Source organism: Brevundimonas sp. (genome assembly GCF_046299535.1).
Classification (GTDB): Bacteria; Pseudomonadota; Alphaproteobacteria; order Caulobacterales; family Caulobacteraceae; genus Brevundimonas.
The window spans coordinates 147,512-169,984 of the sequence record NZ_JBKBIB010000005.1; the positions used below are offsets into that span (position 1 = coordinate 147,512).

Annotated in this window: 17 protein-coding genes; 4 read left to right on the forward strand and 13 right to left on the reverse strand. The window is 68.7% G+C overall.

Annotated elements, in window-relative coordinates:
- Positions 1-2 precede the first annotated feature (2 nt).
- The 8 genes from cysW to ACK4FB_RS05730 all read right to left on the reverse strand — a co-directional run bounded on the left by cysW (position 3) and on the right by ACK4FB_RS05730 (position 12,826).
- Positions 3-848 carry a sulfate ABC transporter permease subunit CysW gene (gene cysW, locus ACK4FB_RS05695; protein ID WP_409748947.1) on the reverse strand — a complete coding sequence of 282 codons (846 nt, stop codon included), beginning with the start codon at positions 846-848 and terminating at the stop codon, positions 3-5.
- A complete protein-coding gene (gene cysT / locus ACK4FB_RS05700; RefSeq protein ID WP_409748950.1) occupies positions 845-1,696 on the reverse strand; it encodes a sulfate ABC transporter permease subunit CysT in 852 nt (283 codons plus the stop codon). The genes cysW and cysT overlap by 4 nt, the downstream gene beginning before the upstream one ends.
- On the reverse strand, positions 1,693-2,712 hold the full coding sequence (locus ACK4FB_RS05705; protein WP_409748953.1) for a sulfate ABC transporter substrate-binding protein: 1,020 nt from the start codon (positions 2,710-2,712) through the stop codon (positions 1,693-1,695). Before ACK4FB_RS05705 ends, cysT begins: the two co-directional genes overlap by 4 nt.
- Before the next feature lie 88 nt (positions 2,713-2,800).
- Positions 2,801-3,235, reverse strand: coding sequence for an RrF2 family transcriptional regulator (locus tag ACK4FB_RS05710; protein ID WP_409748956.1), 435 nt, complete (start codon positions 3,233-3,235; stop codon positions 2,801-2,803).
- 183 nt (positions 3,236-3,418) lie between these two features.
- Complete coding sequence (gene nagE / locus ACK4FB_RS05715; protein ID WP_409748959.1) at positions 3,419-5,137, reverse strand: N-acetylglucosamine-specific PTS transporter subunit IIBC; 1,719 nt, start codon at positions 5,135-5,137, stop codon at positions 3,419-3,421.
- Positions 5,134-7,641 (reverse strand): phosphoenolpyruvate--protein phosphotransferase, encoded by a 2,508-nt coding sequence (ptsP, locus tag ACK4FB_RS05720; protein WP_409748962.1) that lies wholly within the window; start codon positions 7,639-7,641, stop codon positions 5,134-5,136. The genes nagE and ptsP overlap by 4 nt, the downstream gene beginning before the upstream one ends.
- On the reverse strand, positions 7,638-9,947 hold the full coding sequence (locus ACK4FB_RS05725; RefSeq protein ID WP_409748965.1) for a family 20 glycosylhydrolase: 2,310 nt from the start codon (positions 9,945-9,947) through the stop codon (positions 7,638-7,640). The genes ptsP and ACK4FB_RS05725 overlap by 4 nt, the downstream gene beginning before the upstream one ends.
- A gap of 134 nt (positions 9,948-10,081) precedes the next feature.
- Positions 10,082-12,826 (reverse strand): TonB-dependent receptor, encoded by a 2,745-nt coding sequence (locus tag ACK4FB_RS05730; RefSeq protein WP_409748968.1) that lies wholly within the window; start codon positions 12,824-12,826, stop codon positions 10,082-10,084.
- Between the two features lie 258 nt (positions 12,827-13,084).
- On the opposite strand from ACK4FB_RS05730, the gene ACK4FB_RS05735 reads away from it, so the two are divergent.
- The 3 genes from ACK4FB_RS05735 to nagA are packed head-to-tail and all read left to right on the forward strand — an operon-like array spanning position 13,085 to position 16,010.
- Positions 13,085-13,822 (forward strand): GntR family transcriptional regulator, encoded by a 738-nt coding sequence (locus tag ACK4FB_RS05735; RefSeq protein ID WP_409748971.1) that lies wholly within the window; start codon positions 13,085-13,087, stop codon positions 13,820-13,822.
- A gap of 41 nt (positions 13,823-13,863) precedes the next feature.
- Entirely contained in the window at positions 13,864-14,865 is a 1,002-nt protein-coding gene (locus ACK4FB_RS05740) for an SIS domain-containing protein (protein WP_409749048.1), read from the forward strand.
- Positions 14,865-16,010, forward strand: coding sequence for an N-acetylglucosamine-6-phosphate deacetylase (nagA, locus tag ACK4FB_RS05745; protein WP_409748974.1), 1,146 nt, complete (start codon positions 14,865-14,867; stop codon positions 16,008-16,010). The genes ACK4FB_RS05740 and nagA overlap by 1 nt, the downstream gene beginning before the upstream one ends.
- A 291-nt stretch (positions 16,011-16,301) precedes the next feature.
- Here the strand turns inward: nagA and guaA are convergent, their stop codons facing one another.
- From guaA to guaB, 5 genes are read right to left on the reverse strand one after another with little or no spacing between them, the layout of a single operon-like run.
- The gene (guaA, locus tag ACK4FB_RS05750) at positions 16,302-17,858 is read right to left on the reverse strand and encodes a glutamine-hydrolyzing GMP synthase (protein ID WP_409748977.1); all 1,557 of its coding nucleotides are present in this window, start codon (positions 17,856-17,858) and stop codon (positions 16,302-16,304) included.
- On the reverse strand, positions 17,855-18,556 hold the full coding sequence (locus ACK4FB_RS05755; protein ID WP_409748980.1) for a 5'-methylthioadenosine/S-adenosylhomocysteine nucleosidase: 702 nt from the start codon (positions 18,554-18,556) through the stop codon (positions 17,855-17,857). Before ACK4FB_RS05755 ends, guaA begins: the two co-directional genes overlap by 4 nt.
- Positions 18,553-19,857 carry an RsmB/NOP family class I SAM-dependent RNA methyltransferase gene (locus ACK4FB_RS05760; protein ID WP_409748983.1) on the reverse strand — a complete coding sequence of 435 codons (1,305 nt, stop codon included), beginning with the start codon at positions 19,855-19,857 and terminating at the stop codon, positions 18,553-18,555. Before ACK4FB_RS05760 ends, ACK4FB_RS05755 begins: the two co-directional genes overlap by 4 nt.
- Positions 19,858-19,866: 9 nt before the next feature.
- On the reverse strand, positions 19,867-20,259 hold the full coding sequence (locus tag ACK4FB_RS05765; RefSeq protein ID WP_409748986.1) for an MAPEG family protein: 393 nt from the start codon (positions 20,257-20,259) through the stop codon (positions 19,867-19,869).
- 17 nt (positions 20,260-20,276) lie between these two features.
- Complete coding sequence (gene guaB, locus ACK4FB_RS05770; protein WP_409748989.1) at positions 20,277-21,734, reverse strand: IMP dehydrogenase; 1,458 nt, start codon at positions 21,732-21,734, stop codon at positions 20,277-20,279.
- Between the two features lie 127 nt (positions 21,735-21,861).
- On the opposite strand from guaB, the gene ACK4FB_RS05775 reads away from it, so the two are divergent.
- A complete protein-coding gene (locus ACK4FB_RS05775) occupies positions 21,862-22,422 on the forward strand; it encodes a DUF2061 domain-containing protein (RefSeq protein WP_409748992.1) in 561 nt (186 codons plus the stop codon).
- Positions 22,423-22,473 lie beyond the last annotated feature (51 nt).

Consider the following 22,473-nt stretch of genomic DNA (forward strand, 5'->3'; position numbering starts at 1 on the left):
GATCAGTGACGTCTCCGGACGGCCAACTCGCCGGCGTAGCGCCATTCCAGCAGGCTCTTGATGAGAAGGGTGACGAGGGCGAGCCCGGCGAGCAGACTGGCGGTCGCGAAGGCGCCGACGAAATTGTACTCGTTGTAGAGAATCTCGACGTGCAGCGGCAGGGTGTTGGTCTGGCCCCGGATGTGGCCCGAGACCACGGACACGGCGCCGAACTCGCCCATGGCGCGCGCGTTGCAGAGCAGCACCCCGTAAAGCAGCGCCCAGCGGATGTTGGGCAGGGTCACCAGGAAGAAGGTGGTCCAGCCTCCGGCGCCCAGGGTGATGGCGGCGGACTCCTCGTCGGCGCCCTGTTCCTGCATCAGCGGGATCAACTCGCGCGCCACGAACGGCAGGGTGACCAGAACCGTCGCCAGCACCAGTCCGGTGACGGTGAAGACGACGCGGATGCCCAGGGCGTCGAGCACCGGCGCAAACCAGCCCGCCGCCCCGAACAGCAGGATCCACACCAGACCCGAGATCACCGGCGACACAGAGAACGGCAGGTCGATCAGGGTGGTCAGGATGCTCTTGCCCCGGAAATCGAAGCGCGTGACGCACCACGCCGCCGCTACGCCGAACACGGCGTTGAGGGGCACCGCTATGGCCGCCACCAGCAGGGTCAGACGCACCGCGGCCCAGGTGTCGGGCTGGTCGATGGAGGTGAAGAACGCCTCGGCGCCGCGCCTGAAGGCTTCCAGAAACACGGTGACCAGAGGCAGGAGGATGATGAGCGCCAGCCAGCCCAGCGCCAGCAGGAGCATGGCCGGCGCCCATCCGCGCCACGGCGACCGGGGGGAGCCGGCCGTCATGGCGCAACCCGCCTGATAAGAACGCCCTGAGCCGCGTTCAGGATCAGGAGGATGACGAAGCTGAGCACAAGCATGGCCAGCCCTACCGTCGCCGCGCCCGCATAGTTGAACTGCTCCAGCTGGATCACGATCAGCAGGGGCGCGATCTCGGAGCGCAGCGGCATGTTGCCGGCGATGAAGATGACCGAGCCGTACTCCCCGACCGCCCGGGCGAACGCGAGCCCCGCGCCCGAAATCAGGGCCGGCAGGATGGCGGGCAGGATGACCAGTCGGGCGCGCTGGAACGCCGAGGCGCCCAAGGTCTCGGCCGCCTCTTCCACCTCCCGATCCACATCCTCCAGCACCGGCTGGACCGAGCGCACCACGAACGGCAGGCCGACGAAGATGAGCGCCAGAAGAACACCCAGAGGGGTGTAGGCCACCTGGATTCCCAGCCCGGTCAGGAAGCCGCCGATGGGTCCGTTGGGCGCATAGATGGCCGTCAGGGCGATGCCCGCCACCGCCGTGGGCAGGGCGAAGGGCAGGTCGACGATGGCGTCGATGATCCGCTTGCCGGGAAAGTCATAGCGCACCAGCGCCCAGGCCACGACCACGCCCATGACCACATTGATCAGGGCCGCCAGCGCCGCCGCGCCGAAGCTGAGTCTGAGCGCAGCCACAGTGCGGGGGTCGGTCACCACGGCCCACACGCCGTCCAGCCCAAGCTCCCATGGTCGCAGCACAAGGGCCGACAGCGGAATGAGAACGACCAGCGACAGGTAGAAGACCGTGAAACCGAAGGCGATGGGAAAGCCCGGCAGGATGCTGGGGGCTTTCCACCGCCATCGTCGGGCGGCGACCGCCGTCATCCGGCGCTCGGTTGATAGATGGCGTCAAAGACGCCGCCGTCGTCGAAATGGATCTGCTGGGCCTGCTGCCAGCCGCCGAAATCGGCGATGGTGGACAGCTCCAGTTCCGGAAAGCGATCGGCGAAGCGCTCGGCGACCGCCACATTGCGAGGGCGGTAGAAGTGCTCGCTCGCCAGGGTCTGCGCCGGTTCGGAATAGAGATATTGCAGATAGGCTTCGGCGACGGCGCGCGTACCCTTTCGGTCCGCGATGCGGTCCACCACGGCGACGGAGGGTTCCGCCAGAATCGAATAGGGCGGCACGACGATGTCCACGCTTTCCGGTCCCAGCTCTTCAACGGCCAGAAACGCCTCGTTCTCCCAAGCCAGGAGAACATCCCCTATGCCGCGCTGGACGAAGGTGGTGGTGGAGCCGCGCGCGCCGGTGTCCAGCACCGGAACGTGGCGGAACAACTCCCCCACGAAAGCGCGCGCGGTCGCTTCCGATCCGCCGGGGCGGCGCAGCGCGTCGCCCCAGGCCGCCAGATAGTTCCACCGGGCGCCGCCCGATGTTTTCGGGTTGGGGGTGATCACCTGGACGCCATCGCGGACCAGATCAGGCCAGTCCTGGATGTTCCTGGGGTTTCCCTTCCTGACCAGGAACACAATGGTCGAGGTGTAGGGCGCCGAGCTGTTGGGCAGCCGGCGCTCCCAGTCCTGGGCGATCAGGCCGCGCTGGGCGATCTGGTCGATGTCCCCCGCTAAAGCCAGGGTCACCACATCGGCTTCCAGCCCGTCGATGACCGACCGGGCCTGACGCCCGGATCCGCCGTGGGACTGCTCCACGGTCACGCCGGGATTTCCCTGACGACGCCATTCAGCGTCAAACAGAGGATTATACGCCTGATAGAACTCGCGCGTCGGGTCGTAGGAGACGTTCAGCAACCGCGCCGCGCCGCCCTCCTCCGCGCCTCTTGAGCAACCCGCAAGGGCCAGCGCCCCGGTTCCCAAAAGCAATCCGCGTCGGTCCAGCATCATCAGCCCTCCTCGTTGATCGAGGGTCAGGGGGACAGATTATTTCCTATTGAACAAGTAGGGATAGGACGAGAATCTCTGAAACGTGATGTCAGGACAGCTCTTCGTGAGCGCTGGGAACCTTTGCCAAGTCAGCCAGTTTTCGGCCCTCAAGAACAGCTGCAAGGGCGTCTCGACCCTCCAGAAGAATGTGGCGAATTCGGCAGTTTTCGATATCGTTGCAGTCGTCGCAGGGCTTGAAGGCGGTGCGCGATGCGCAGGGCGCCAGGGCCAGCGGGCCGTCGACGGACCGCAGAATATCTGCCACCGTGATTTCCGACGCCGGGCGCGCCAGCTCATAGCCGCCCATGCGCCCGCGCCGGCTGTCCAGAATCCCGTCCAGCTTCAGCTCCAGAAGGATGGTCTCCAGGAATTTGCGCGGTGACCGCGCCCCCGCCGCGATCTCGGCGATCGATGCGGGCCTCGGATGACGCTCGGCCAGAAAGATCAGCGAGCGCAGGGCGTAACGGGCTTTGTTGGAGATCATGCCGCCACGATGATGGTCGGCGTGCGTGACGGCAACCGATCGTCATGGCCTGTGAGGAAAAAAATCGCCTGGACGCATGGGCGCCACGGCTCACCCGCCACTCCGTCTCGCTCAGATCGTATCGCGCCGTCCCAAGGCTCCTTTCGGAATCCTTGAATCAGCGAGATCGCCGCGTCGCAAGCTTTATGGGTTCAGAACCTGGCCTCTCGCCCTCAACGCCGCAGCCAGGGCAGCCGCAGGGGACCCTACAATCAGGTGCGCTCCGCCTGAAGTCACAGCCACCCCCCGGACGCCCAGCACCTTCAGCGCCGGGACGTCTATGCTCAATGGCGCTCGAAGCCGAAGAACGACCCGGCCATCGCATTGTAAGGCTGTGAGGATGTTCGGCCGTCCGCCCAAGGCCTCCAACAGGTCGTTCCCCAAGGCAACGCCTGTCGTGAGGCCTGCCTGCCCACTCTCCATCATCGCCGCTCGTATCTCGTCCGCCACCTGATCGGCGATGGGGCCCAGCACCACTTGCAGCGCCCGGTCCGACGGCCGCACCAGCCCGCGCGCGCCAAGCGCCTTCAGCCCCGCCTCGTCCACCGCGTTCTGGTCGTTCAGGATCAGGCGCAGGCGGGTGGTGCAGGCGTCCACGCTCTCCACATTGGCCGCCCCGCCCAGCGCCGCCAGATAGGCCCCGCCCCGCCCGCCGGACGTCGCCGCCTGCACGGCGCTGGCGGCCGCCATCGGCTCGTCCTCGCGCCCCGGCGTCTTCAGGTTCATCCAGCGGATCACCAGCCGGAACAGGCCGTAGTACAGCGCGAAATAGGCCAGCCCCACCGGGATCAGCATCAGCGGCCGCGTCGACTGGTTGAAGTTCAGCACATAGTCGAACAGCCCGGCCGAAAAGCCGAAGCCCAGCTTCACGTCCAGCAGGCTCATGATCACCATGGCCGCGCCGGTCAGCACCGTGTGTACGGCGTACAGCACCGGGGCCAGGAACATGAAGGTGAACTCGATGGGCTCGGTCACCCCCGTCAGGAACGCCGTCAGGGCCAAGGACATGAGCATGCCGCCCACGGCCTTTTTCCGCTCCGGTTTCGCGGCGTGGTACATGGCCAGGCACGCGGCGGGCAGGCCGAACATCATCACCGGGAAGAAACCGGACATGAAGGCGCCCGCCTCCGGGTCGCCGGCGAAGAACCGGCGCAGGTCGCCGGTGACGCCCTGATAATCCCCGATCACGAACCAGGCGATGTTGTTGAGGATGTGGTGCAGGCCCGTGACGATCAGCAGCCGGTTCAGCACCCCGTAGAGGAACAGCCCCACCTCGCCCGAGCCGACGATGGCGCGGCTGAAGCCGTCCATGGCCCCGCTGATGCCGGAAAAGCCGAACCCGATGATGGCCGCCAGCGCCAGCCCCGCCACCCCGCTGACGATGGGCACGAAGCGCCGCCCGGCGAAGAACGCCAGATACTCCGGCAGCTTGAGGGTCGAGAACCGGTTGTAGAAATCCCCCGCGATCAGGCCGGAGATGATTCCGACGGGCACGCTGAGCCGCGCCAGCGCCCCGTCTCGCCATGCCGCCTCGGCCAGCGCGACGGAGGTTTCGGGCAGTCCCGCCGCCACCTCTGGCGGCACGACCAGCAGGGCCTTGGCCCCCTCGACAGCGATCAGGAAACAGACCACCCCCGCCAGCCCCGCCGCCCCGTTGCCGTCGCGGGCGAAGCCCACCGCGACGCCGATGGCGAACAGCAGGCCCAGGTTCGAGAACACCGCGTCCCCGGCCGCCGACATGAAGGCGATGTCCAGCAGGTCGGGCTGGCCCAGCCTGAGCAGCAGGGCGGCGGCGGGCAGCACCGCGATGGGCAGCATCAGGGCGCGGCCCAGCGGCTGCAGGCGTTCGAGCAGGGCCTTCATCGGTCGGGTCCCCTTCGGAAATCATCGGCCAGGGCGCGCACCTCGTCCACGGACGAGCAGGCCAGCGCCCGCGCCGCCAGATCGCGGCACGCCTCCAGCGTCAGGCCGCGCAGCAGCGCCTTCAGGTCCGGCAGCACGGCGGGCGCCGCCGAAAGCTCGGTCACGCCCAGCCCCACCAGAATCGGCGCTGCGGCCATGTCCCCGGCCAGCCCGCCGCACACCCCGACCCAGCGCCCCTTCGCCTGACCCGCCTCGCAGGTCTGGCGGATCAGGCGCAGCACGGCGGGGTGCAGCCCGTCGATGTCGGCGGCCACCGCCGGATTGCCTCGGTCCCGGGCCAGCACATATTGCGTCAGGTCATTGGTGCCGATGGACAGGAAGTCCGCCTGTTCAGCGATCAGGTCGGCGGTGACGGCGGCGGCGGGCGTCTCGATCATCACCCCCAGCTGAACCGGCGTCGCCACCCCCATGTCGCGCCGCGCCTCCTCCAGCATGTGACGCACGGCGGCCAGTTCATCGGGGCTGGCCACCATGGGCACCATGATGCGGCACTGGCCGGCGGGCGTCACCCGCAGGATGGCCCGCAGCTGGGTCATCAGCAGTTGCGGCCGCCACAGCCCCACCCGCACCCCGCGCAGGCCCAGCGCCGGGTTCTCCTCGTGGGGAATGGGCAGATAGGGCATGGGCTTGTCCCCACCTGCGTCCAGCGTCCGCACGATCAGCGGCCGCCCGCCCAGCCCGTCGGCGATGGCCTGATACCGGGCCGCCTGTTCGTCCTCGTCTGGGGACGTCTCGCGCTCAAGGAAGAGGAATTCTGTGCGCAGCAGGCCGCAACCCTCGGCCCCATTGGCCACAGCCCTCTCAGCCTCGCCTACCGCGCCCAGATTGGCGAACACCTCGATGCGCGTGCCGTCCGACAGGCGGCAGTCCTCGCCCGCGTTCTCCAGGGCGGCGGCGTGGCGCTGGTGGCGCCGGGCCAGCGCGGTCTGCGCCGCCCCCAGCGCCGCGGCGTCCGGCGACACCCGAACGGTCCCGGCGTCGGCGTCCAGGATCAGGGCCGCCCCGTCCATCACGTCCATCAGTTCGTCGCCCACCGCCACCAGACACGGCAGGCCCATGGAGGCGGCCAGGATGGCCACATGGGACGTGGGTCCGCCGCGCGCGATGCACAGCCCGCCGATCCGCGACGGGTCCAGCGCCATCACCTGCGACGGCGCCAGTTCCCCGGCGATGACCACCGCCCCGGCGGGCAGGTCCGCGGCGCCCTCGCCTTCCCCGGTCAGCACGGCCAGCACCTGACGCTCCAGATCCTTGAGGTCGTCCACCCGCTCCGCCATGCGCCGGTCGCCCAGGGCGTTCAGCGCCTGCACGAAGCCGTCGATGGCGGCGCGCCAGGCATGGCCCGCGCTGCGCCCTTCATTGATGCCTCGCTGCGCCGAGGCCAACAGTTCGGGATCCTCCAGAAACGCCAGATGGGCGCCGGCGATGGCGCCGCGCGTGGCGTCGCCGCCTGTCAGGGCCTGCAGCCGCTCGCGCACCGCCTCCAGCGCCCCGTTCAGCGCAGCGTGCTCGGCGCCCGCGCCGCGCCCGTCGACGGCCACCTCGATCTCGCTGCGGATCAGCCGCGCGGCCTGGCCGATGGCCACGCCCGGCGCCGCCGTCACTCCGCGCAGAATCCCGGTGTGCAGCGCCCGCCGTGGGTCCGCGGCCGGCTCCGTTGTGGTTTTCAGGGCGGGCGCCGGACTGGCCTCGCCCATGCCGCCCTCGATCAGTTCGGCCAGCGCCTGCACCGCCCGCGCCGCGTCCGGCCCGCTGGCAGACAGGGTGATGGCGTCCCCATGCCGGATGGCCAGCGCCATGACCCCCACCGGGCTCTTCGCGCTGGAGCGACGATTGAAGGCCGCCACCGTCACCTCGGCGTCGAACCCCTTGGCCAGCGCCGCGATGCGGGCCGCCGGGCGGGCGTGGATGCCGTGGGCCAACGGCGTCACCACCTGCCGTTCGGCGGCTGGCCCCGCCGCCTGTGCAGTGTCCGCCCCGGCCGCTAGCGCCCGCAGGGTGATCAGCGGATCGCCCGCCTTCACTTCCCGGTCCGTGACCCGGCTGGCCACCTCGAAAGCGTCGCCGTTGGTGATGATGATCGGGGTGATCAGGCTCTTCGCTCGCCCCGCGATCCGGTCCAGATCGAACTCGATCAGCGGGTCGCCCGCCTTGACCGCCTCACCCTCCGCGACGCGGGCGATAAAGCCCTCGCCCTTCAGGGCTACGGTCTCCAGACCGATGTGCATCAGCACCTCGACCCCGCCCTCGCTGCGGATGGTCACCGCGTGGAGAGCGGGCGCCAGGATCGTCACCACCCCGTCGCAGGGCGCACGGAGCACGCCCTCGACGGGGTCCACCGCCACCCCGTCGCCCATCATCCGCTCGGCGAAGACCGGGTCCGGCGCCTCGGAAAGCGGCGCCGCCCAGCCGGCGAGCGGTGCGACGAGGACGAGGTCGGTCATGGGCGCTCCCGCCCGCCGAGGGTGATGCGCTCGACCGCCCAGATGGGATCGACGGAGTCTCGCGTAAACCGCAGGCACAGGTCATGGCGGCCGTCCTGCGGCGCGATCGCGCCGGTCAGGACGGTGATGCCGTCATTGTCCACGGCAGGCGCCAGCGGCAAGGCCCCGATGAGCGGCCCCTCGCAGCTGTCCAGCCGGATTTCCAGCTCGCCTTCCGGCGTGGCCATGGGATGCAGCGGCACCGAGTCCCGCGCCGCCCCCACCTGATAGTTGAAGGGGTGAGACCCCACGTGCGCGGTCACCATGGTCACCCCGTCCAGCGGCGCCGCCTCATAGACCCAGCACGGGTTGAGGATATCGGTCACCAGCACGGCGCGCTCGTCCGTGCCCGGCCCGCGCGGCGCGTCGTCCTCCAGCGCCAGCACCAGCCCGCCCACGCACTGGGCCAGCTGGTGGCTGGTGCGCGTCACCGCATCCCGGCGCGTCACGGTCCATTCGCGCTCACGGCCCACCGCCGCGCCGTTCAGCCACGTGGAGGCCCGGACCACGGCGCCGGGCTGGACGATCACCGCGTCCTCATAAACCGCCGCGTCGGACGTCACATCCCCGCCGTCGGTCGTATAGCGGATCTCGCCGGCGCCGAACTCGCTCGACAGTGAAACCGAAAGGGCTTCGTCCGCGCCCTCATCGGCCAGGTCCAGGGACAGCATCGGCTCCAGCCAGATGGTCGCGTGGGTCACGCCCAGCGCCTCGTAGCGATCCAGCTGGTCGGGCAGGCGCGCCGCGAAGCTCGCCCAATCGTTGGCGTGGGGCGGCGACCAGGCCAGCTCGGCCACCGCCGCCATGCGCGGGAACAGCTTGTCCCACAGGCGCTCCTCGGTGCGGATGTGCTCGGTCCAGACATTGCCCTGCACGCCCAGGATATGATCCAGCTGGTCCTCGGTCAGGGCGTCCGGCGCCGGGTCGAAGGCGTAGACGTCGCGGGTGCTGATCACCGCGCCGCGGCCGGGGGACTCGTCGGGGCTGTTGCTTTGGCGATGGTCGAAATACAGCACCGGCGCGGGGGTCAGGACGGTGTCATGCCCCATCCGCGCCGCCTCGATGGCGCCGTCGATGCCGCGCCAGGACATGACCGTGGCGTTGGGCGCCAAGCCCCCTTCGAGGATCTCGTCCCAGCCGATCAGGCGCCGGCCGGCGGCGTTCAGATGGCGCTCGATGCGCCGCACGAACCAGCTCTGGAGCTCGCTTTCGTCCGCCACGCCCAGTTCGACCATGCGCGCCTGGATGTGGGCGTTGGCTTCCCATTGATCCTTGACCGCCTCGTCGCCGCCGATGTGGATGTACTCGCTCGGGAACAGGGCCATGACCTCGTCCAGCACCGTCTCCAGGAATGCGAACGTCCCGTCCTCGATGTTGAAGAGCCACGGGAACACACCCCAGTCGGTGAACACCGCGTCCGGCAGGTCCTCGACCGATCCCAGTTCCGGATAGGCCACGACGGCCGCCAGGGCGTGGCCCGGCATCTCGATCTCGGGCACCACGGTGATGTTCAGCGCGGCGGCATAGGCCACGATCTCGCGCACCTGATCCTGGGTGTAGAAGCCGCCGTAAAGCAGCGGCTCACCGTTGGCGTCAAAGCCCGCCGCTCCGGCCTGCTGGCGCCACGCGCCCACCTCGGTCAGTCGGGGATAAGCGTTGATCTCCAGCCGCCAGGCCTGGTCGTCGGTCAGGTGCCAGTGCAGCACGTTCAGCTTGTGCATGGCCATGACGTCGATCAGGTCCCGGACCATCTCGATGCTCTGGAAGTGGCGCGCCGAATCCAGCATCAGCCCGCGCCAGCCGAAGCGCGGCGCGTCCTCGATGGTCGTCGCGGCGATCTCGACCGACCCCTGTCCCGCTTCAGCGGTTGCCAGCTGCCACAGGCTCACCCCGCCATACAGGAGGCCGCCGAAATCGGACGCGACGATGGTCGCCCCGCCCGGTCCGACCGCCAGCCCATAGGCGTCCTCGGCGCCGCCTTCATTCCGTTCGAACACGATCCCCGCCCCGGGCTCGTCCGACACGGCCAGCTCAAGCCCTCGCGTACGGCGGATCAGGTCGGTGAAGTATGCAGCGGCCCGCGCCGCCTCCGCATCGCCCGGCGGGACCCGCACCACAGTGGTCGGGTCCAGACGGAACACGCCCTCGGCCGGCATGGCCGAGACCGGCGCCGGGATCAGCGAGGGAGCCAGCGCCCACGACGGGGCCGCGACCGTCGTCAGTCCGGCGAGGGACAGGACGACGGCGGATGAAATGGTCTTGAACATGTAAGGCCCCTCGCACTCGGGAAGACTTTCCGGCGAAAGAGGGGGCGGCGCAATGCGGCCGCCCCAGTTCGCTCAGGGGATAGGCTGACGAAGGCGGCGCGGAGCGGCGGGATCGCCCGCCCCGCGCCCCTGCGTCAGAAGTTGACGGCGAGCGTCGCCATCAGCTTTCGGCCGGTCCGGTACACGCCGCGCGGCAGCGCCACCGTATCCGCATAGTTGTAGTACTCGCTGTCCAGCAGGTTCTGGCCGGCGAAGGTCATGCTGACCTGGTCGTTGAAGGCCCAGCTGACCGTGGCGTCCAGGTTCTCGTGGTCGTCCACGTACATGTTGTTGGCCCGGTCCACGCCCGTGAAGTACTCCGAGCGCCAGCTGTAGCCGAGGCGGGCGGAGAACGGTCCGTTCTCGTAGAACGGGCTGATGTTCAGCTGGTGGTTCGAGTTGTACGGCAGGGGCGAGCCGTCGGCCGCCTCGGCGTCCACATAGGTGTAGTTGGCCAGCAGGCCGAAGCCGTAGGCGAAGGTCTGCTGATAGGCCAGGGCCACGCCGCGCACCTCGGCCGAGCCGGCGTTCGCCGGGCGGCTGATCTGATAGGTGGTGACCGCCTGCTGGGCCTGGTTGAAGTGCTCCTCGGGCGAGGTCTGCTGCAGGATGTAGTTGTCGATGTCCTTGTAGAAGAACTCGGCGCCCAGGATGGCCTCGGGCTGGAAATACCACTCCAGCGAGGCATGCAGGTTCAGCGATTCATACGGGTTCAGGTCCGGATTGCCGCCGCCGCCGGTCAGGATCTGGTCCGACAGCCAGAAGTAGTTGGACATGTCCGCGAAGTTCGGCCGCGCGATCACCTGGGCCGCCGACAGGCGCAGGATCAGGTCGTCCGCCAGATCGATGGCCACGTTCGCACTGGGCAGCCAGTTGTCATAGTCCTTGGTGGCCACCACCCATTCCCAGTCGGCCTCAGTGGTGCCGCACCCGGACGCCGTCTGGTTGATGCAGGTGTAGCCGCCGCTCTCGGACTCGGTGCGCACATATCGCAGGCCGAAGTTCCCGCGCATCCGGCCGGTGTCGAAGTCGGCCTGCACATAGGCGGCGTGGGCCGACTCCTGGATGTTCCAGTTCTGCGAGGTGAACTCGGCGTTGCCGAACACCGTCACCTCCGGAGCGGTCTGCCAGGGCTGCAGATAGCCGCCTGAGGCCAGGTAGTCGGCCAGGGCCGCGCCATCCAGCACGAAGCGGGTCTGCATCTGATCGTTGACGTCAAAGCCGTTCAGATAGTTCGACGGAACCTGACGGGGATTGAACATGGAGGCGTCGCCGACCCAGCCATAGACCGGGATCGAGACCCCCGACATGCGCTGGTCGGTCTCGTGATCCCGATACTTGTACCCGAACCGGATCTGGGTGATCGCACCGGGCAAGGCATAGCCGAAGTCGATCTGGGCGTACTGCTCCTCGTCCGTGGTCGGCTTGGAGACGATGTTGCCGCCCCAGCCCGAGTTCCAGCCGTCGGGGCCCACCGTGGGATCACCCGCGCCCCAGCCGCCGTCGAAGGCGAAGGCTGTCGGGTCATCCATGATGTTGTTCTCGTAGGTGACCACGCCGGGCCGCCCGGGGGCGCCGGAGATGTCCACCGTGTAGTTCGACCAGTTCAGGAATTCGCCGAACAGCTGGCGCTGGGTGCCGCCCTCGGCGGTGGTGTAGCCAACGACGCCCGAGACGTCCCAGCGGTCTCCGCTCCATTCCAGGTTCAGCCGGTAGCTGTCCGAGGTCATGGCCGCCTCGCGGTACTGCACGTCCAGCACAGACAGGGCGTTGTCAAAGGAAGCCCGCGTGATGATCCCGTTCTCGACCGTGATATCGGTCAGGCGGTCGATGGCGTTCCAGGTGTTGCCCTGGAAGGCGAACATGGACTGGTTGGTGTTGTCATAGCTGGCGTCGATGCGCAGCCAGTCGAAATTGATCTCCAGATTCGGGGTCGGCCGCCATTGCAGGGCCGCCATATAGCTGTCGCGGTCGCGCTGCTGCTCGAAATAGGACGCCGCCAGGGCGTTCAGGCCGATGGCGTCCGGATTCGCCGCCAGGGTGTCGGCGCAGGCGCCGACGCAGGTCGGAGACCCCGGCTTCCACGACGCCTCGGTCGAAGGCGCATATTCGGCCGCCGTGATCGTGCCGTAGGACTGAACCCCGTCGCGGCGCAGGAAGTCACTGGCCCGCTGGGCGGCCATCAGAACGCCGAACGTGCGCTCCGGATTGGTCCAGTTGCCCATGACCGAATACTGGAAATCGCCTTCCTCGGACCGGTCGTTCCACAGATAGGTGACTGCGCCCGAGATGGGGTTGATGCCCGCGTCGAGCGGACGGCGGGTGTTGACGATCACCGTGCCGCCGATGGAGCCCTCGTCGATGCGCGGCTCGGGCGTCTTGTAGACCTCGACGCTGCCGACGATCTGCGGCGCCAGCAGCGCGTAGTTGAAGGTCCGGCCCGGCTGATCGAGGATGAACCAGTCCGCCGAGGCCACCGTCTGGCCGTTCAGCAGGGTGCGGTTCAGAGCGGGGTCGGTGCCCAGGATCGAGACCTTCTCGCCCTGGCCGAACTCGCGGTCGATGGTAACGCCCGGAATGATGGTGATGGCCTCGGCCACGTTGGAGGACGGGAAGCGGCCCACATCCTCGGCCGTCACCACATCAATGATGGAGTTGGAGCTGCGCTTGGTCTCCAGAGATTGCTGAAGCGAAGCGCGGATGCCGGTGACAACGACCTCGTCCACCTCCGTCACGTCCTGTTGGGACTGAGCCCCGGACTGGGCCATGGCCGCGCCGGCGGCCAGGATGGCCAGACCGCTGACGGATGTTGCAATGAGCGATTTACGAACTCTGGTCACCCGGCACTCTCCCCTCAAAGATGGGGACCCCCGTCCCCAAGCCGATTGAAGCCCAATATGATACCAATGACCCCGCTTTACTCATTGCAGGAACACGGGTGTGTCAGGCCAATGAACCGGACACTGACCCATTACGAAAAAATGACAAGCCCAAAATGATGCCAATTCGGAACAAATTTGATATTGGTATCTCATTGGTCCGATGTTACCGTCACCGACGACGCGGGATGATTGGCCCGCCGGGGGGAGGTTTCGTCCATGTTTTCTGAACGGATCGGCGCGCTGGACCAGGGCGATCACGCGCCCCTTTACAAACAGCTTCAGAAGGCCCTGCGGGACGCCATCAACGCCAAGGTGCTGGCGCCCGACGACGCCCTGCCTGCGGAACGGGATCTGGCGGCCGAGTACAAAATCTCGCGCATCACCGTGCGCAAGGCGCTGGACGGCCTGGTGGGCGAGGGCCTGCTGACCCGCCGCCAAGGCGCCGGCACCTTCGTCGCCGCCCGCGTGGAAAAGAACTTCTCCAAGCTCTCCTCCTTCACCGAGGACATGATCTCGCGCGGACGCACCCCGCACAGCGCCTGGCTGAACAAGACGCGCGGCTCCGTGACGCCGGAGGAGTCCATGACCCTGGGCCTGTCGCCCGGGACGCCGGTCTACCGCTTCAGCCGCATCCGCTACGCCGACGGCGCGGTCATGGCGCTGGAGTTCTCCACCATTCCCGGTTTCTGCCTGGCCTCGCCCGATGACGTGGACCATTCCCTCTATGCGGCGCTGGAGAAGACCGGCCACCGCCCCGCCCGCGCGCTGCAGCGCCTGCGCGCCGTGCTTCTGGGGGCCGAGCACGCCGAGCTGATGGGCCTGCGCCCCACCGATCCCGCCCTGTTGATCGAGCGGCGCGGCATCCTGGCGGACGGCCGGACCGTTGAGGTGACGCAGTCCTATTACCGCGGCGACGCCTATGACTTCGTCGCCGAACTGAACGCCCTGTCGTGAGAACCGCCGCCGTGAGCGCCCCGTCCGCCGAGTCCACCCGCATGTTCGCCGAGGCCGCCGAAGCCTCGTCCGTTGTGGCGCGCCAGCTCGCGGCCAACACCGGCGTCGTGCGCGACCTGGCCGAAACTCTGCGCCGCAAGCCGCCCCGCGCCGTCGTCACCTTCGGGCGCGGCAGCTCGGACCACGCCGGCACCTACGGCCGCTATCTCATGGGCACGCGGCTGGGGGTCCTGACCTCGGCCGCCGGGCTGTCGGTGAGCTCGGTCTATCAGACCCACCAGACCCTGGACGGGGTGCTGGGGCTGGCCATCTCCCAGTCGGGCAAGAGCCCGGATCTGCTGTCCGCCGTGCGCGCGGCGAAGGACGCCGGGGCCCGCATGGTCGCCCTGGTGAACGATGCGGCCTCGCCGCTGGCCAAGGCCGCCGACATTGTCATTCCCCTGCACGCCGGGCCCGAGCGAAGCGTGGCGGCCACCAAATCCTACATCGCCTCGTTGAGCGCCCTGGCCCATCTGACGGCGGCATGGAGCGATGACGAGGGTCTGCGGACCGGCCTGTCCGCCCTGCCCGCCCAGCTGATCCAGGCCTGGGCGCTGGACTGGTCCCGGGGGGTCGAGGCCCTCGGAGACGCCCGCAACCTCTATGTGCTGGGACGCGGCGTCGGCTACGGCGTGGCCCTGGAGGCGGCGCTCAAGTTCAAGGAGACCTGCGGGCTGCACGCCGAGGCGTTCTCGACCGCCGAGGTGCTGCACGGCCCCATGGCCCTGGTCGAGCCCGGCTTTCCCGCCCTCGTCTTCGCCCAGAACGACGAGACCCGCGACGGCGTGCGCGCCATGGCCGCCGACATGGCCGCACGCGGCGCCCACGTGCTGACGGCCGCGTCCGGCGAGCCCGGCGGCCTGCCCGCCCTGGCCGCCGACCCCGGGCTGGAGCCGATCCTGATGATCCAGAGTTTCTACCGCATGGCCAACGCCCTGTCGGTGGCCCGGGGCTATGACCCCGATCGCCCGCCCCATCTGAACAAGGTCACTGAAACGGTCTGATGCGCACGGTTCTGATCAATGGCCGGGTCCTGACCGGCGACCTCCTGCGCGAGGACGTGGCGGTGGTTCTGGACGGCGACCGCATCGCCGACGTGGTCGCCGCCGCCGCCGCGCCCGATGGCCCGCGCGTGGACCTGGACGGCGGGACCCTGCTGCCCGGCTTCATCGACACCCAGGTCAACGGCGGCGGCGGGGTCCTGTTCAACGACGAGCCGACTGTGGAGGGCATAGGGGCCATCGCCGCCGCCCACCGCCGCTTCGGCACCACCGGCTTTTTGCCCACCCTGATCAGCGACGATCTGGATGTCATCGACCGGGCCATGCGCGCGGTGGAGGCGGCCATGGAACAGGGCGTGCCCGGCGTTCTCGGCATCCACATCGAAGGCCCCTATCTCAGCGCCCGGCGCCGCGGCATCCACAGCCTGGATCACCTGCGGGATCTGGACGAGGAAGGCCTGGCCCTGCTCACCTCCCTGAACAAGGGCCGCACCCTGGTCACCGTGGCGCCCGAGGCGGCGACGCCGGCGATGATCGGCCGTCTGGCCGCCGCAGGGGTGGTGGTCGCCATCGGCCACACCAACGCCGGCTATGACGAGGCCCGCCGCGCGCTGGACGCGGGCGCCTCCGGCGTCACTCACCTGTTCAACGCCATGAGCCAGTTGGGCAACCGCGAGCCCGGCGTCGTGGGCGCGGCGCTGGACGACCCGAACTGCTGGTGCGGCCTGATCGTGGACGGTCGCCACGTCCATGACGCCACACTGAAGATCGCCCTGCGCGCCCGGCCGCTGGACCGATTCATGCTGGTGACCGACGCCATGCCGTCGGTGGGCATGACCGACAAGGTGTTCTTGCTGAACGGCCGTCGCATCACGGTTCAAGACGGCGTCTGCATGGACGCGCACGGCACACTGGCCGGCGCCGACCTGGACATGGCCTCGGCCGTCCGCAACGCCGTTGACCGCCTCGGCCTCACCCTGCCCCAGGCCGCCTTCATGGCCTCCGCCGCCCCGGCCGCCTTCATGGGCCTGTCGGACCAGCGCGGCCGCATAGAAGCCGGGCTCATGGCTGACCTCGTGCTACTGGATGATGGGGGCCGGCCGGTCCGCACCTGGATCAGGGGACACGCCGAAAATGGGAGAGGATAACGCTGCGATTGAGGGAACCCGATATCAGGGGGCGCCCCGACGTTGGAGTAGGCGGATGTTGCACTCCCCGAGGCCCCGCCGGGCGCTTGGCGCGTATTATATAGCTTCTTATGCTGGCGGCATGGGTCGGACGAGCCGAGAAAGCGCCTATGAAATGAGGCCCCGAGCCGCGAATAACGCTTTCACCTGCTCGGTCGCCAGCTCAGCGAGACTTCCTTCCTGACGAACTTCGCAGGCGACCGGAGTCTGCCGGATTCAAAAGCGATTTCGAAAGGCCCTGAAAGCCCTGAATCACTCCCACTCGATCGTGCCCGGCGGCTTGGAGGTCACGTCATAGACCACCCGGTTCACGCCGCGCACCTCGTTGATGATGCGGGTGGCGGTGCGGGCAAGAACCTCCCAGGGGAATTGGTAGAAGTCCGCCGTCATGCCGTCGGTGGAGGTGACGGCGCGCAGGGCCAGCACCTTCTCGTATGTCCGCGCGTCGCCCATCACGCCCACGGTTTTGACCGGCAGCAGCACGGCGAAGGCCTGCCAGATCTCGTCGTACAGGCCCGCCTTGCGGATCTCGTCCAGATAGATGGCGTCGGCGTCCTGCAGGGTCTTCACCGCGTCCGGGGTGATCTCGCCGGGGATGCGGATGGCCAGGCCCGGTCCGGGGAACGGGTGGCGGCCCACGAAGGCGTCGGTCAGGCCCAGCTCCCGGCCCAGCGCCCGCACCTCGTCCTTGAACAGTTCGCGCAGGGGCTCCACCAGCTTCAGCTTCATGAAGTCCGGCAGGCCGCCCACATTGTGGTGGCTCTTGATCACATGCGCCTTGCCGCTGGACGACGACACGCTTTCGATGACGTCGGGATAGAGTGTGCCCTGCGCCAGGAACTCGGCGCCGTCGATCTTGCCGGCCTCGCGGTCGAAGACCTCGATGAAAACCCGGCCGATGATCTTGCGCTTGGTCTCGGGGTCCGACTGGCCCGCCAGCTCGCCGAGGAATTCCTTCGACGCATCAACATGGATCAGCGGGATATTGTAGTGTTCCCTGAACAGGGTCGTGACCTGTGTCGCCTCATCCTTGCGCAGCAGGCCGGTGTCCACGAACACGCAGGTCAGCTGATCGCCGATGGCCTCGTGGATCAGCACCGCCGCGACAGAGCTGTCGACGCCGCCGGACAGGCCGCAGACGACCTTGGCCGAACCGACCTGTTCGCGGATCTGGGCGATCTTCTCGTCGCGATAGGCGGCCATGGTCCAGTCGCCGGACAGCCCCGCGATGCCGTGCGTAAAGTTCTTCAGCATCGCCGCGCCACGCGGCGTGTGCATCACCTCGGGATGGAACTGAACGCCATAGAAGCGGCGGATCTCGTCGGCGATCACGGCATAGGGCGAACCGGGCGAGGAGGCGACGACGTCAAAGCCCGCCGGGATGGCGACGATCTTGTCGCCGTGGCTCATCCAGACGGTTTCTTCCTCCCCGACCGGGGCCAGGCCGGCCAGCAGGGGCGAGGTCCTTTCGACGGTGATCTCGGCGCGACCGAACTCGCGATGGTGACCGCCCTCGACCTTGCCGCCCAGTTGTTCGCACATGGTCATCTCGCCGTAGCAGATGCCCAGCACGGGAACCCCCGCCTCGAACACGCCCTGCGGCGCGCGGGGGCTGCCTTCCTCGTGCACGCTCTCCGGCCCGCCCGACAGGATGATCGCCGCCGGGCTCATGGCCTCAAGCGCAGCCTCGGCCTTGGCGTAGGGATGGATCTCGCAATAGACGTTCGCCTCGCGCAGCCGCCGCGCGATCAGCTGCGTCACCTGGCTGCCGAAATCGACGATGAGGACTTTCTGGTGCTGGGTGGTCATGCGGTCGAATCCGGGGCGAGGGAATGGGCGGGGTCTAGGCCGTGGTCGGCCGAAATTTCAAGGGCGGCGAGACCATCAGCCTCCAGCCGCGCGATCAGGGCGTCCAGCGCCACGGCCAGATTTTCATCCACGTGATGCAAGGTCGAGGTCCAGTCCTCCAGCGCCGTCAGCTCGGCCCGTCCGTCGGACACTCCGCGCAGGGCGATCAGGGGCACGCCGAAGGTCTGGGCCGCACGCAGCAGCGCCCAGGTCTCCATGTCCACCATCTCGGCCTCGATGGCGTCATAGGCCGCGCCGGAAATCACATCGCCGCCGGTGGACAGGCTGGCGCACGGCACGCCCGGGACCGGGCACGGCAGGGGCAGCACGGCGGGCAGGTCCGACAGCGGGGTCACGCCCTTCGCAAACCCCAGCGGGCTGGCGTCCATGTCGCGATAGCTGACCGACGACGCCTGATAGACCGCCGCATGCGCCAGCGTCCGCGAGCCGCACGACCCCAGCGACACGATCAGATCCGGCAGGGCCCCGTCCGCCGCCATACGCCCCAGCGCAGCGGTCAGGGCCACCGCCGCCTCCACCGGGCCGACGCCGGTCATCAGCGGCTGGATGCGCGCCCGCAGATGCACGCCGTACTCCGCCGGCGCCGCCATTACCGGCAGCACCGCCAGCCCGCCCCAGCGCGCCACCCGTCCGCTCATCCGGCGCGCTCGTAAAGCGCCGCGAAGAACCCGTCGGTGCCGCTGGCAGCAGGGCTGAGGCGCAGCCTGTGCCCCTTGGCGAACCCGCCCAGCCGCTCGCGCGCCCCATCGCTGAAAGCCGGATTGGCCAGGGCGTCGGCCACAGCCACCGGCCGGAACTCCCCATGCGCCGCCTCGAAAGCGTCCGCCGTCTTTTCATTCTCGCCGGTCAGCATCGAACAGGTCACATACACCAGCCGCCCTCCCGGCTTCACCAGCGCCGCGGCCCGGCCCAGGATCGCGACCTGCAGCCTGTGCAGCCGCTCGACCTCGTCGGCCTTCAGGCGCCACGCATCCTCGGGCCGCCGCCGCCAGGTGCCCGAACCCGAGCACGGCGCATCTACCAGCACCAGATCGGCCCCGCCGACCAGATCCTCGACCCCCTCGCCGTCCGCGCCGAGCAGCCGCAGTTCTGCGTCCACGCCCGCCCGCTCCAGCCGCGGCCGGATGGCGTCCAGACGTTTCATGCTGATATCGGCGGCGATCAGCGTGCCGACCCCCTGCTGCGCCAGCCCCAGGGTCTTGCCGCCCCCGCCGGCGCAATAGTCCACCACCGTCGCGCCCGACAGGTCCAGCCCGCCGCCCGACAGCCAGCAGACCATCTGGCTGCCCTCGTCCTGGATCTCGAAGCGCCCGGCCTTGAAGCCCTCCAGCGCCTGCACGTTCGGCGGCGGCTCGGCGGCCAGCCGCAGGCCCCACACCGACCACGGGGTGCGCTCAGGCGACAGCCCGGCTTCGCGCAGTTCGGCCTCCGCCGCCTCCACGCTCGTCTTCGCCCCGTTGACCCGCAGGTCGATGGGCGCGCGCGGGCTCATCAGCGCCTCGGCCTCCTCGGCCCAGCGGTCGCCGAAGGTCGCCTTGAAATCCTCCACCACGAATTCCGGCAGGCCCGAGGCGATCCAGCCCGGCGGCTGGCCCTCCGGCGCCGTGATCCGCGCCCGCTCCTGTTTCGACAGGGGCTTGGGCCCGTAGCCGTCGCCGGAATGCAGGGCCTCGATCTGGTCCAGCGGCATGCCGTCGATCAGGGCCAGCGACCCGATCACCAGCGCTCGCCCGTCCTCACGCCCGCCCATGGCCCATACCAGCCGCGCCCGCGCGCGGATGACCCGGTACACCCGGTCGGCGATGGCGCGCCGGTCCCCGGATCCCGCATAGCGGTTGGCGCGGCCCCATTCCTTCAGCACGACCTCGGCCGGCTGACGGCCCTGGGCGAGGGAGTCGAGGATCGAGGCGGCGGCGGACAGGCGGGCGGCTGGGGTCACTCAGATCTTTCAGATGAACAGGGCGGCGAGGATCATGATCAGGCCGATCAGGCTGACCAGCCAGATCAAGGATCGCACATAGGGAATTCCGAGCATGTACACCGGCACATAGGCGATCCGTGCGAAGACATACATCTGCGCCCCGATGTAGGTGAGGTCCCCTGCCTTGCCCGCCACCTCGGCCATGATAACGGCCGCCGCGAACAACGGCAGGGTCTCGAACAGATTGGCCTGCGCCCGGATCAGTCGGCCCGCCATGGGGCCAGGCGGCGGCGCCACGCCGTCTCGCGGCCCGGCGTTCCACTTGATCCCCAGCTCCGAGGTCCGCGCGGCCCCGGCCCACAGGATCTGAACCAGCGCCAGCATCAGCGCGATGGCCAGCAAGATGAAATCAGGCGTCATGGCGGCCCTCCCCGGCCCTAGCCCTGCCGATAATTCGGCGCCTCGCGGGTGATCATCACGTCGTGCACATGGCTTTCACGAAGCCCCGCATTGGTGATGCGCACGAACTTGGCCCGGGACTGGAAGTCGGGGATCGAGGCGCCGCCCACATAGCCCATGGCCGCGCGCAGCCCGCCCACCATCTGGTGCAGCACCGGCGAGATCGGCCCCTTGTACGGGGTCTGGCCCTCGATGCCCTCCGGCACCAGCTTCTCGGACGACACTTCCTTCTGGAAATACCGGTCCGCCGAGCCCCGGGCCATGGCCCCCACCGAGCCCATGCCGCGATAGGATTTGTAGGACCGGCCCTGATACAGGAACACCTCGCCGGGGCTCTCGTCGGTGCCGGCGAACATCGAGCCCATCATGGCTACGCTGGCGCCCGCCGCGATGGCCTTGGCCAGATCGCCCGAATATTTGATGCCGCCGTCGGCGATGACCGGCGCGCCGGAGTCCCGCGCCGCCCGCGCGGATTCCATCACCGCGGTCAGCTGGGGCACGCCCACCCCCGCCACGATGCGGGTGGTGCAGATGCTGCCCGGCCCGATGCCCACCTTCACCGCGTCGGCGCCCGCGTCGATCAGGGCCCGGGTGGCGTCATAGGTGGCCACATTGCCGGCGATGATCTGGATGCGGTTCGACTCGCGCTTGATGCGCTCCACCACCGCGGCCACCGAGGCCGAGTGGCCGTGGGCGGTGTCGATCACCACCACGTCGGCGCCCGCTTCCGCCAGCGCCATGGCCCGCTCGAAGCCCGCATCACCCACGGTCGAGGCCGCCCCTACCAGCAGGCGGCCCTGATCGTCCTTGGCCGCGTGGGGGAAGGCCTGGGCCTTCTCGATGTCCTTCATGGTGATGAGGCCGACGGCCCGGTAGTCCTCGTCCACCACGATGACCCGCTCGATCTTGCGGGTGCGCAGCAGTTCGCGCGCCTCGTCCCGCCCGGCGCCTTCGCGCACGGTGACCAGTTCGCCGGTGGTCATCAGGCTCGCCGCCTTGACGTTCGCATCGTTCTCGAACCGCATGTCGCGGTTGGTCAGCATGCCCACCAGCTTGCCCGTCTTCGGGTCCACCACGGGAAAGCCGCTGATCTTCTTGCGGGCCACGATCTCGCGCACCTCGCCCAGGGTGGTGTCGGGCGACACCGTCACCGGATTGACCACCATGCCGCTTTCATAGCGCTTCACGGCGCGGACCTGATCGGCCTGCTCCTCGATGGTCATGTTCCGGTGCAGCACCCCCAGACCGCCGGCCTGGGCCATGGCGATGGCCAGCCGCGTTTCGGTCACCGTGTCCATGGCGGACGACAGCAGGGGAATGTTCAGCTTGATGTCGCGGGTCAGCCGGGTCGACACATCGACCTCGGCCGGCATGAACGCGGACGGGCCGGGTTCGAGCAAAACATCATCGAAGGTAAGCCCTTCGCGTATCTCCATGGGGAGTCTCCGTTTTGCGGGGCGCGTATAGCTTGCTGCGGCGCCAAACGGAAGCCCGGCGCGGCCTGAGGCGGCGATAAAAGGAATTGTCGTTGCAACTCCGTCCCCTCGGGGCCATTTGTTGAGAATGGTCCGGGCAATCGTCAGATCGGTGAAAGCGCTCGCGCTCAAGGTCGCCACCTACGGCGTCATGCACCTGATCGTGGCCATCATCGTGGCCTACGCCATCACCCGGGACTGGCGCATCGCCCTGGCGGTCGGCCTGATCGAGCCCTTCTTCCAGACCATCGCCTATTCGGTCCACGACCGCGTCTGGCACCGCATCGAGCGGCGCAAGATGCGCTCGGGCGTCGAGGAGACCGCCGAGGCCGTCACCGCCCGTCTGGACCTCATGAACGCCCGCGAGCAAAGCCGCGCCCACGGCCACGGCGGCGACCATCACGGCCACAGCCACGCCCTGCCGACCTCGTTCCGGCAGATCGCCATGAAGACCTTCACCTACAGCGTCATGCACTTCGCCGTGGCGGTTGCGGTCGCTTATGTGCTGACCGGCTTCAACTGGCGTCTGGCCCTGGCCATCGGCCTGATCGAGCCCATCGTGCAGACGGTGTTCTTCACCGTCCACGACCGCATCTGGGCCCGCATCGAGGCCAAGCGGGCCCGGGAACGCGAGCTGGCCGCCGTCTGATGCCCCTGCGGCGCCCTGACGCTGGGCGCGGCGATCCGGCTGCGCTATCCA